The sequence below is a fragment of the Pseudidiomarina xizangensis genome (assembly GCF_052541995.1).
Map to the genome: position 1 here is coordinate 100,734 of NZ_JBOBQA010000003.1, position 10,779 is coordinate 111,512.

Below are 10,779 nucleotides of genomic sequence, written 5' to 3' on the forward strand. Positions count from 1 at the left end.
TTCGTTGGTTCTTTGCTATGCTGAAAACAGCAGTATCTGAACACAAACAACAACTAAAGGAAGGTTTCATGAATAAAGTCATCGGAATTATTTTACTTGTGGTTGGTATTATCTTGCTTTATTTCGGCTATGAAGCATACAACTCGCCAGCATCGGAAGTTACGCAAGCAGTCACGGGCGAGACCACAGAAAGTGCAATGTGGTACTTGATCGGTGGTGCAGTTGCCGTTGTTGTCGGTCTTTATGGAGTTGTTCGCGGCAAGTAATACGCAACTGATCGAACGTGAGAATCTTAAGCCAACATCTGACAGATGTTGGCTTTTTTATTTGTATTGTTCGTGTATCACTCGTCAAGCTGCACATTGGGTAGCGTTAACGCTCTTACCCCGGCGATGACGCCAAGTACCATGAGTGTCAGCATCACAGCTTCTACCCCTGCATAACTATCTAATGCGCCGAGTAAAATACCAAGCAGTAACACACCACCGATGACCGTGTTGGACACCGCTGTGAGTTGCGCGCGATTTTCCTGGGTCGCCATATCGACCAGATAGGTTTTGCGCCCAACCCTCGCTCCATGATGGGCAACCGCCGCCACGAAGATTAATAGTCCAGCCAGCCATTGCTGCGCTAACCAATCGATTGCAACAGTGTAAAGTACCAACGCCGCCGCCATAACACTCACGGCGATAAATGCCGCAGCCGCCATTACATGGTGGCTGGCGGAATCGGACCATTTACCCCAAAACCTACCCGCGACCATGCCAGCAATCCCACTTGCCAGCATCAGTCCACCCAAGCTGGTCAAGCTTCCTTCGCCGCTACGTTGAATCATAACCACAATATAAGGGATGGCAAACGCAGAAGAAACGAGTAACGCGCGGGTCAGAACGAAGCTACCAAAGGTTTTGTCCTGCCATAGCAAGCGCATTGACTGCAACGCTTCGATCATAGCGTTGCCACCGCCCTCAGTGGCACCAGGAACTTCTGGTACCTGCGCGTAGGTTAGTGCCGCAACCAACCACAACAGCGCAGCTACGCCCAGCAACGCCGCAAAGATAAGTATATTCCCTTGCTCTATGCTGCCGCTAAGCACAGTTGGCGCAAATAGAACGGCGAGGGCGGTTAACACAGACAACAGGCCAGCTACCGATGCGGCAATTCCCGATAACCGTCCGCGCCGCGTTTTTGAAATGGTCTTGCCTTGCACATCTTTAATTGACACCGAGCACACACCACGGGCAATGCTAAACAGCGCCAACAAGATCACAATCGCCCACCCCAATGGGTTTCCCCGCAGGGCCAGCACACTCACTAGCATCCCGATTAGCGCCAGCGCTTGACCAACACTACCGACCACCCAAAACCATTTGCGGACCGGAGATTCGCGCAGTTGTTGGGCAATTATCAGCTGCGGTAATAAGGCTAACGATTCGCGTAAGGGAACCAATGCACTGATAAACACTGAAGAGGCACCGAGCGAAGCAAGAATCCAAGGCAGCACCAAGCGTGCACTAATCAGCGAATCACCCAACTTAGTCATACTTAACGCAACTAAATGTGCGACAAAAGCTTTGGGTTGGTCATTACAGGCGGCATCGGGAATATCTTTACAGACTCTGGCGTCTTCGTCTTCTGCCAGATACCCATACAAACGTTCCGTTAAATCCCGATCTGCAGTGCCATGGCTCATGCCAACTCCCTAGTACGTAATACGTTGTAAGTGATGATGCAATTCGTACCAAAGCTGATTGACCACAGCAACCACTTCGCCCCAGCTCTCCAAAGTATCGCGTTGCACTGTGAATCCCGCGGCGGCTTCATAAGCATTGATAAAAGCATTACGTTGCGGCAGCTCGAGTTGGTTCACCGCCATGGTGTTGGCTAAGTCGAAGTAGCGCTCGCCCAAACCTGCATATTCCCAGTCAATCACGCGCGGGGTTGGTGAAATAAAAATATGGTGCATGCCAAGGTCATTGTGACAAAACACCGGATGTGCAGCAAAACTGTCGAGTAATTTGCGAAAGGAATCCAATCGCTTGCGATAATGTGATGCCCGCTCACTATCAAACTCTGCAAGCTGACTGCAATAACGGCGCAAACGCTCACGCAAGGACCAAACCGAAACATCGATCGATAAGCGGTGAATACGCGCAGATACATCAGCAAGTTCACGCAACTTATCAGCCATAGAAAGTTTAGCGTGGCCCAAATCTGGATCTTTGAGGAAGCTTTGTAAGACCAAGCCTTGGGTTACGTCGTAATGAATAACTTCCGGCGCTAACTGATGCTGAGCAAGCTGCTGTTGCACCCGCACCTCTTGATCGCGATCAAGACCGTAAGGATGGTCGAAACGAAATTGCTTTAGAATATAACTTTCTTGCGTGGTGGTGATTTTATAAACGTTATTCGCCACGCCGCGCAATAGCGGCTCGGTTTTTATGACACCGCGAATAGGTAAGTTTTCTAACCACTGTTGTCGCATTGTTCGCTGACCACCTGCGTTGATTGCCATTGCCGCATTGCGTAGACCACCAGTATAAGATAAACCAAGTAGAGCGTACCAGTAATGACGAAGCCTTTACTACTGTAAAGGTAAACATAGACAGCGTCGATGACTAACCAATACCACCAATTCGAAAACTGTTTGCGAGTCAGCAACCACGTTGCAAATAGCGAAAAAACAGTAGTGAAGGTATCTAACCAAACCGCGTCAGCATTGGTATAGGTTTGTAACAGCCAGGCGATACCTGAGGCGACAATTGCCAACCCTAACAGCCACTGCAGATGCCATTGCCAGGAAAAGTCACGCACTTCGGTAGCGTCACTCTGACCCTTACCATAGCGCCACTGCCACCAGCCGTAGATAGCCAAAGCAACATAACTAACCTGCAGGATAGACTCCATATAAAGCTGTGCGCTAAACATGAGTTGCGTGTAGATCACGCAACTCATCCCTGCCGCCAGCCAACACCACAACGATTGGTGTGCGGCTAAAATCAAATAGGCGATAGCGAGCACAACAGCCAGCCACTCCAACCATGAAGTCGCAAGGACTTGTTGCCAAAGTTCAGCGAAATTTGCCATAACCGGACACCCCTTAGTTGTGCTCGCTTAAACTAGAATGCGTATTTTAGGGTTAGACCAACCCGCCGCGGTTCGCCGAACTGCTCATAGGTCTGCGGAACATATTCAAGACGCGGATCGTTTCCAAAATAGAAACCCCGGATGCCATGTGTTTCATCGGTCAAATTTCGTGCCCATAGGGTTAGTTGCCAAGCTTGCGCCTGCCATTGCAAACTCGCATGTAGCAGTCGCATTGCTTCTGAACGACTCATGTGAGAGTCCGAATAGTAAAAGCCATCTTTACCGTCGATCTCAATTACGCCGCTAAGTTGGCTACTCCACGCATAACGCAGCCCAGCGTTGAATTGATAGTTAGGCGCATGCGCCTGATCGCGACCACTCATATTGATGCCATCTTCGGTAATGAAGCCTTCAATTTCCGTCTCTAGTAGCCCCACCGAGGTAAAAACTTCCAGCTGTTGGGTAGGCTGGTACGTCAATTCGAGCTCGGCACCATAGGCATTGCCTTGCGCAGCATTTTGCAAAAATCCGACAAAACTTTGCTCGCGATTTACCCAACCCTTGAGCTGCACATCATCACGCTGGTGGGCAAACAGCGCCACTTGCAGGCTTAACTTGCCATCTGCACTGACACGCTTGTGGCCGACTTCGAAGCTGGTTAGGAATTCTGGCGCAAAGGTCGCACGCGCCAGCAAAAAATCACGCAGTTCGGTCAACTCGGTATCTTGCACTTTACCTAAAGCCTCGCCATTCACCCCACCCGCTTTATAGCCACGCGCCAGCGTCGCATACCATAGATGATCGACTTCTGGCAGATAACTCAAGCTCAATCGGCCACCCCACATGGTGTCTTCCGGCTCAGCTGCTACCCCATTACTATCCATATAAGGATTCTGATAGCGCTCGATGCGTGCCCCTGTAGTGATGCGCCAATGCTGCCCGAAATTCTGTGCTAACTCGCCGTAGGCCGCAATATGACGACTTTCATAGGTACTTAAGAACTGATCTTGTTGATACAGATCCCAATTAAAGAAATCGCGGACCATCTCTTCATCGCGCTGATAATGGTAAAGTCCGGCAACCCAGTCGGCATTGCCACCGGGTAAATTCATTGGCTGATTGCCGACCCAGCGTACTTCGAGAGTATCGTCGCTACGTTCACGGTGGTAAGCATCAAACGAACTGTACTCCCAACCCGGCGCAATGCCGACGTAAGTCCAATCTTCATCGTAACTGTAAAGGCTATCTGCACTCAGGTGGCTATAGGATAATTCAACGTCTGCAATGCTACCGGCATAACTTAATGCAAGCCGAGCTGCAACGGATTTTAAATTATCGTCGCCTGGCTCATCTGACAACGTTTGTCGATTATTATCTAACGAAAAAGCATCATAGCCATTATCTTGAGTTAAACTGTGCAACGTCGTACGCAATTGCCAGCGCGAAGCAATATCAGTGATGAGATTCAGCCGGACCGTGCGCTCTGAGCGTTTGTTGGTGTCGTCGCGGCCAAGGTAGGTATTCTCAATGAAGCCATCGGCGCGTTGCTGAAACACGCTCAGACGCGCGCGGCCGAGATCTCCCAGCGCGCCACCAACGGCAAAGCCGCCTTGCAGCGCATCATAGTTGGCCACACCTAATTGCAGAAACCCGTTGGTCTCACGACTCGGTTGGGTACTTTCCAATACCAACATTCCGGCTAAGCCATCGGCACCGAATCGACCGCTTTGCGGCCCCCGATAAACTTCAACCTGGCTAATATCGAACAGCTGTGCAGCTTGCGCCAGGCCGCTGTAATTGATGCCATCGACCAATAGCCCAACCGAAGGCTGAATCGGGTCGACAAACTGACTGCGTTCACCTACGCCACGGATTTGAATAAATCGGGCGCGCGAGCTGCCCCCGGAAAAGTTTACGTTAGCAAGCGCATTAAGCGCCGTTTCTAAGTGCAGCGCGTTACGCTGGCCAAGCCGCTCAGCCACTAATGCAGTTACGCTGGTGGGTGCTTCTTGTACCGTCATACGACGGAATTCACCTTGGATGGTAATGCGTTCAGCGGTGTTTTGGGTGTCCGCTTCGGTTTGAGCGTGGGTACTCGCGGACGCGACCGCGCCGGAGGCCAATAAAGCGGCCATTAAATAAGATTTTCGAAACATGGATTATTTCCTCAACTTCTGAGTCAGAAACAATCCGGTCGGGTGGGATTTCAAATGGACTAAGAGTTTTAGCTACCATCCCTACGCCAGTATTAACCGGATCAGGTGCAAAGGGTTTGCTCTGTGCATCTCAGCCCAACTGTACAATCGCGTACAGGGGCACCCCTTGGTATTGCGTTGCGAAGTATAACAGCGCGCTTAAATGAAGGCTAGCGCATCACCATAAAGTTGTTCGAGCGGCAAACCTTGCGCATGAAACTCATCACGAATCACGCGTACCATCTCAAATCGCCCCGCTACGTAAACATCAGCTTCGCTTAAATCGCTTTGTTCCGCCATAACCGCGTGATGAACCAGGCCGATAGCCCCATGCCAATTGCCCTCGGCTTGTTCAACCACTGGTCGGTAATGAAAGTTGGAATGCTGGTCGCTCAGCGCGCGTAACTTGCTATCATAATAAAGATCGCTTGCCGCACGACCACCCCAGTAGAGGGTGACCGGTCGTTTCGTTGCTTTACGCAGATGCGCCTGCAGAATCGACCAGGTATAAGAAAAACCAGTACCACCAGCGATTAAAATGATCGGGCGATCACTCGCTGCGCGGTAATTGGCCTCACCAAGTGGCACCTCTATGACGACTTCACCTTGTTCACGAATTTTGGCAATCACTTCCATGGCATAAGGATTATCTGCTGTCGCGCCTATGTGAAGTTCGACAGTATTGGTTTTTGACGGGCATGACGCGATCGAAAACGGTCGTTTGTCGCGCTCGCCCATCACAACCTGCAAATATTGCCCGGCAGCGAACATGATGGCCTCAGGTAACGTGAGAACCACCCGATAAACATGCTGCGACAAATTCTCTAACGTTGTAACTTTACCTAGCATTTGTTTCATTGCGCCTGCTCATCCTGTTGCAAAATTCCGAGTTCGTCCCAAATCTCATCCACCCGTTGCTGCACTGCTTTGTCCATAACAATGGGTACACCCCATTCCCGACTCGTCTCGCCTGGCCACTTGTTGGTTGCATCCATGCCCATTTTTGAGCCAAGTCCTGATACCGGTGAGGCAAAATCCAGATAATCAATCGGTGTGTTCTCAACGAGCACCGTATCACGAGCAGGATCCATACGCGTGGTCATGGCCCAGATCACATCTTGCCAATCGCGTGCGTTTACATCATCGTCGCAGACAATAACAAACTTGGTATACATAAATTGTCGCAAAAAAGACCATACGCCCATCATTACGCGCTTTGCATGACCGGCATACTGCTTTTTCATGGTCACCACAGCCACCCGGTACGAGCAGCCCTCCGGCGGCAAATAGAAGTCGACAATTTCCGGAAACTGCTTTTGCAATAAGGGTACAAAAACTTCATTGAGAGCGACACCAAGCACTGCCGGCTCGTCCGGCGGACGCCCGGTATAGGTTGAGTGGTAGATTGGATCCCGGCGATGAGTAATGTGCGTTACGGTAAATACCGGAAACTCATCAACTTCATTATAGTAACCGGTGTGATCACCGTAAGGCCCTTCCGGTGCCATCTCACCCGGCTCAATATAACCTTCGAGAATGATTTCCGCATGCGCCGGAACCTGCAAATCATTACTCACACATTTTGTGACTTCGGTTTTTCCGTCTCGCAATAAACCGGCAAAAGCGTATTCCGACAAACTGTCTGGCACTGGTGTCACCGCCCCCAGAATTGTTGCCGGATCAGCACCTAAAGCCACCGCCACCGGGAAACGCTCGCCAGGATGCTGACGTTGCCATTCCTGAAAATCCAATGCCCCGCCACGATGCGACAACCAACGCATAATAACTTTATTTTTAGCTAACAACTGCTGCCGATAAATACCTAAATTTTGGCGTTCTTTGTGCGGACCTTTGGTTATCGTCAGGCCCCAAGTGATCAACGGCGCCACATCACCGGGCCAACAATGCTGGATCGGCAGCTGCTGCAAATCTACCTCATCACCACTGTGCACCACCTCTTGGCAAGGCGCTTTTTTCAGCTGTTTCGGCGACATGCTAAGTACTTTTTTATAGACAGGTAAAAGGTTTAGCGCATCGCGAAAGCCCTTGGGTGGCTCTGGTTCTTTCAGGAAAGCTAACAGCTTGCCGACGTCGCGCAGCGCAGCAACAGACTCTTGCCCCATGCCCAGCGCCACCCGTTCCGGTGTACCAAACAAATTCGCCAAAACCGGAATGCTGTGTCCTTTGACGTTTTCAAACAATAACGCCGGACCGCCTGCTTTTAACGTGCGATCCGCAATTTCGGTCATCTCCAGGTAAGGATCGACTTCAAGCTCTATTCGTTTTAATTCTCCACGCGCTTCCAGCAAGGCCATAAAGCCGCGTAAATCCTGATACTTCACTGATGGTTGTCCCACACCGCAAATAATGTCGCCATTATACTGGTTTTTATTACTGTTTTCAGCGCTTTCAAATTGCGCTAGGCTAAGCCGACACTACCCGTTTAAGGATGTACGTTACTCATGTCGGATCCCTCACTCGCTTTTAGCACCATTGGCGGCTTCACAGCGTTACTTGCATTGCTTTCGTTGTTACCACTAGCTAATAGCACCCACTGGCTGATTCGACTCTGGGATTTTCCCCGACTACAGCTGACCACTACAGGGTTAGCACTACTTGCTGCCAGCGCCTGGTGGCTATCGCCAGACGCACCCACGACCTGGCTGCTGGTGACAGTTCAGCTCCTCTGTTGCGCTTGGCAACTCTGGTGGATCTTTCCTTACACCCCATTGGCACAACGCACCGTTCAGCGTTATTCACGCAAGCGCGATGAAAAACGCGTCGAAGAACATCTACGCATTCTCACCGTTAATGTGTTCGAGCATAACCGCAACGCCGTCGAACTGGTACGCATGATCAATCGCGAACGGCCCGATATTATCGTTGCCGTGGAAACCGACGATTGGTGGGAGCAGCAACTTACCGACATCGAAGATGACCTGCCGCATGTGGTTCGCGTACCGCAGAACAATCTGTACGGCATGATGGTCTATTCTGTTTGGCCATTAGAGAATATTAGCGTAGAAAACCTTATTCAAGAAAACGTCCCTTCGGTTCATGCTGATGTGCAAATGCCTGATGGTCAGGTCGTGCATCTGCATTGCGTGCACCCAGCACCACCGAGCCCGACCGAAAATAATAAATCTAAAGCCCGCGACCGTGAATTACTCCGTGTCGCTGAAAGCGCGGCCAAGCAAACCGGACCGGTCATTGTCACCGGCGATCTGAACGACGTCGCCTGGTCACCCACCACCCGCGAGTTTCTTCGCACCAGCGGTCTATTTGATCCGCGCATGGGACGAGGCTTTTTCAACACCTTCCACGCGAAGCTGCCGGTGCTGCGCTGGCCGCTGGATCATCTGTTCCACAGTGAACATTTCATGCTGGTGAAAATGCGGCGTCTGTCCAAGTTTGGTTCCGATCATTTTCCGTTATTGGCTGAATTGGCATTAAAACGCGAAAAAAATAATTCGGCTTAAACAGAAATCGCAGGTGACAGGGTGCGCGCCGCAGGGATGCGGCGCCCAAGCCGCCAGAGAAGGGGTAATGGCGTCCCTGTCACTAGCCCCCGAAGCTCAGTACAAAACCAAGCCTACGACTTCTGGCGCTTCATGGCCTCGAAGAATTCGTCGTTGGTTTTGGTCATTTGCAGCTTGTCGATGAGGAACTCCATCGCTTCCGTTTCACCCATCGGGTGCACGATTTTGCGCAGGATCCACATTTTTTGAAGTTCTTCCGGCGAGGTTAACAACTCTTCGCGACGCGTACCCGAACGATTGAAATCAATTGCAGGAAAAACACGCTTCTCAGCGATTTTACGATTCAGGTGCATTTCCATATTACCTGTGCCCTTGAACTCTTCGTAAATCACCTCGTCCATCTTCGAACCGGTATCGATCAACGCCGTCGCAATGATAGTTAAACTACCACCCTCTTCGACATTACGTGCAGCGCCAAAGAAACGCTTTGGCTTGTGTAACGCGTTGGCATCAACACCACCGGTCAACACCTTGCCCGAACTTGGAATAACAGTGTTGTAAGCACGTGCCAGACGGGTGATTGAATCAAGTAAAATGACCACATCTTTCTTGTGTTCGACCAAACGTTTGGCTTTCTCGATCACCATCTCGGCGACCTGCACGTGACGGTTTGCTGGCTCATCAAAGGTTGAAGCAATAACTTCACCCTTCACCAGACGATGCATCTCAGTAACTTCCTCTGGACGTTCATCGATCAGCAGCACCATCAATACACAATCAGGATGGTTAGCGGCAATGGACTGCGCAATGTTCTGCAGCAATAACGTCTTACCCGCTTTTGGCGGAGCCACAATCAACCCACGTTGACCTTTACCGATTGGCGAGGCCAGGTCTAATACCCGAGCAGTAATATCTTCCGTCGAACCATTACCACGCTCCATCCGCAAACGTTCTTCAGCGTGCAGAGGTGTCAGGTTTTCAAAAAGGATTTTATTGCGGGAGTTTTCAGGCTTGTCGAAGTTAACTTCACGAATCTTAAGAAGGGCAAAATAACGTTCACCTTCTTTCGGTGGGCGTATTTTCCCCGCCACCGTATCACCAGTTCGTAAGTTGAAACGGCGGATTTGACTTGGCGAAACATAAATATCATCAGGACCGGCAAGGTACGATGAATCTCCTGAACGCAAAAAGCCGAAGCCATCCTGCAAGATTTCCAACACCCCGTCACCATAAATGTCTTCGCCACTTTTCGCGTGCGCTTTCAAAATGGCAAAAATGATGTCTTGTTTGCGGGTACGAGCCATGGCCTCGAGGCCCATGGATTCTGCGAGCTGCACCAGCTCGTTTACGGGTTTGTTTTTTAATTCTGTAAGATTCATAAGAGGGATATGACTTTAGTGTCCATAGGAAAACAACGGGTTAGTTTATGTTTTATAGCTTTAGGGGTTTGCTATCTGACTGCCGTAAGGCTGGCAACCTGAAGAAATATTGGTTGAAAAGTAACACCTAAACGCCAAGACGTCCAGTTTTTTGCTGGATATTTAGACCTAACAGGCCGAAAAAGTTGTCAAACCGCAAAGCTTGACAACATTTTCGAACGCACCTTTACAGGTTTTGTTCAATAAATTCTGCCAGCTGAGCTTTTGACAACGCCCCAACTTTGGTTCCGGCAACTTCACCGTTTTTGAACAGCAATAGCGTTGGAATACCGCGAATACCGTACTTCGGCGGGGTTTGGCTATTGTGGTCAACGTTCAGTTTACCGATAGTGATGCGGTCGCCGTACTCGTTTGCAATATCGTCAAGGATCGGTGCAATCATTTTGCATGGGCCACACCACTCTGCCCAAAAATCCACTAGTACTGGCGTATCAGAATTGAGAACATCTGCCTCAAAAGAATCATCACTTAGCTGAACAATTTTATCACTCATGGTAATCTCCGCTGCTGAATTCGCGTGAAATAATAAAACACTATTATTTCTGTTTTTGAATGTTAGCGCAAACTGGTATGCTTATG

Annotated in this window: 10 protein-coding genes and 1 riboswitch; of the genes, 2 read left to right on the top strand and 8 right to left on the bottom strand. The window is 50.1% G+C overall.

Features of this window, described 5'->3' with window-relative positions; all coding sequences use genetic code 11:
• Window positions 1-68 precede the first annotated feature (68 nt).
• Window positions 69-266 (top strand): DUF3185 family protein, encoded by a 198-nt coding sequence (locus ACQ5ES_RS08935; protein WP_445015992.1) that lies wholly within the window; start codon window positions 69-71, stop codon window positions 264-266.
• A 77-nt stretch (window positions 267-343) separates the two neighbouring features.
• On the opposite strand, the gene ACQ5ES_RS08940 is transcribed toward ACQ5ES_RS08935, so the two are convergent.
• The 6 genes from ACQ5ES_RS08940 to ubiD form a co-directional block, all read right to left on the bottom strand.
• Complete coding sequence (locus ACQ5ES_RS08940) at window positions 344-1,693, bottom strand: MFS transporter (protein ID WP_445015994.1); 1,350 nt, start codon at window positions 1,691-1,693, stop codon at window positions 344-346.
• Window positions 1,694-1,702: 9 nt separating this feature from the next.
• Window positions 1,703-2,485 (bottom strand): phosphotransferase, encoded by a 783-nt coding sequence (locus tag ACQ5ES_RS08945; RefSeq protein WP_445015996.1) that lies wholly within the window; start codon window positions 2,483-2,485, stop codon window positions 1,703-1,705.
• A complete protein-coding gene (gene pnuC, locus ACQ5ES_RS08950) occupies window positions 2,467-3,087 on the bottom strand; it encodes a nicotinamide riboside transporter PnuC (RefSeq protein WP_445015998.1) in 621 nt (206 codons plus the stop codon). The genes ACQ5ES_RS08945 and pnuC overlap by 19 nt, the downstream gene beginning before the upstream one ends.
• A 32-nt stretch (window positions 3,088-3,119) precedes the next feature.
• The gene (locus tag ACQ5ES_RS08955; RefSeq protein ID WP_445016000.1) at window positions 3,120-5,243 is read right to left on the bottom strand and encodes a TonB-dependent receptor; all 2,124 of its coding nucleotides are present in this window, start codon (window positions 5,241-5,243) and stop codon (window positions 3,120-3,122) included.
• 61 nt (window positions 5,244-5,304) lie between these two features.
• A riboswitch (TPP riboswitch) is annotated at window positions 5,305-5,420 on the bottom strand.
• A 21-nt stretch (window positions 5,421-5,441) separates the two neighbouring features.
• On the bottom strand, window positions 5,442-6,140 hold the full coding sequence (gene fre / locus ACQ5ES_RS08960; protein WP_445016002.1) for an NAD(P)H-flavin reductase: 699 nt from the start codon (window positions 6,138-6,140) through the stop codon (window positions 5,442-5,444).
• Window positions 6,137-7,624 (bottom strand): 4-hydroxy-3-polyprenylbenzoate decarboxylase, encoded by a 1,488-nt coding sequence (gene ubiD / locus ACQ5ES_RS08965; protein WP_445016004.1) that lies wholly within the window; start codon window positions 7,622-7,624, stop codon window positions 6,137-6,139. The genes fre and ubiD overlap by 4 nt, the downstream gene beginning before the upstream one ends.
• Window positions 7,625-7,744: 120 nt before the next feature.
• On the opposite strand from ubiD, the gene ACQ5ES_RS08970 reads away from it, so the two are divergent.
• The gene (locus tag ACQ5ES_RS08970) at window positions 7,745-8,761 is read left to right on the top strand and encodes an endonuclease/exonuclease/phosphatase family protein (RefSeq protein ID WP_445016006.1); all 1,017 of its coding nucleotides are present in this window, start codon (window positions 7,745-7,747) and stop codon (window positions 8,759-8,761) included.
• 113 nt (window positions 8,762-8,874) lie between these two features.
• Here the strand turns inward: ACQ5ES_RS08970 and rho are convergent, their stop codons facing one another.
• Both rho and trxA read right to left on the bottom strand, forming a co-directional pair.
• Complete coding sequence (gene rho / locus ACQ5ES_RS08975) at window positions 8,875-10,140, bottom strand: transcription termination factor Rho (RefSeq protein ID WP_445016008.1); 1,266 nt, start codon at window positions 10,138-10,140, stop codon at window positions 8,875-8,877.
• 226 nt (window positions 10,141-10,366) lie between these two features.
• Window positions 10,367-10,693 carry a thioredoxin TrxA gene (gene trxA / locus ACQ5ES_RS08980; RefSeq protein WP_445016010.1) on the bottom strand — a complete coding sequence of 109 codons (327 nt, stop codon included), beginning with the start codon at window positions 10,691-10,693 and terminating at the stop codon, window positions 10,367-10,369.
• Window positions 10,694-10,779: the final 86 nt, after the last annotated feature.

What these genes read in the sequence shown, in the direction of transcription:
- ACQ5ES_RS08935 (WP_445015992.1), top strand. Translation starts at nt 69, where the DNA reads ATGAATAAAGTCATCGGAATTATTTTACTTGTGGTTGGTATTATCTTG.
- ACQ5ES_RS08940 (WP_445015994.1), bottom strand. Translation starts at nt 1,693, where the DNA reads ATGAGCCATGGCACTGCAGATCGGGATTTAACGGAACGTTTGTATGGG.
- ACQ5ES_RS08945 (WP_445015996.1), bottom strand. Translation starts at nt 2,485, where the DNA reads ATGCGACAACAGTGGTTAGAAAACTTACCTATTCGCGGTGTCATAAAA.
- pnuC (WP_445015998.1), bottom strand. Translation starts at nt 3,087, where the DNA reads ATGGCAAATTTCGCTGAACTTTGGCAACAAGTCCTTGCGACTTCATGG.
- ACQ5ES_RS08955 (WP_445016000.1), bottom strand. Translation starts at nt 5,243, where the DNA reads ATGTTTCGAAAATCTTATTTAATGGCCGCTTTATTGGCCTCCGGCGCG.
- fre (WP_445016002.1), bottom strand. Translation starts at nt 6,140, where the DNA reads ATGAAACAAATGCTAGGTAAAGTTACAACGTTAGAGAATTTGTCGCAG.
- ACQ5ES_RS08970 (WP_445016006.1), top strand. Translation starts at nt 7,745, where the DNA reads ATGTCGGATCCCTCACTCGCTTTTAGCACCATTGGCGGCTTCACAGCG.
- rho (WP_445016008.1), bottom strand. Translation starts at nt 10,140, where the DNA reads ATGAATCTTACAGAATTAAAAAACAAACCCGTAAACGAGCTGGTGCAG.
- trxA (WP_445016010.1), bottom strand. Translation starts at nt 10,693, where the DNA reads ATGAGTGATAAAATTGTTCAGCTAAGTGATGATTCTTTTGAGGCAGAT.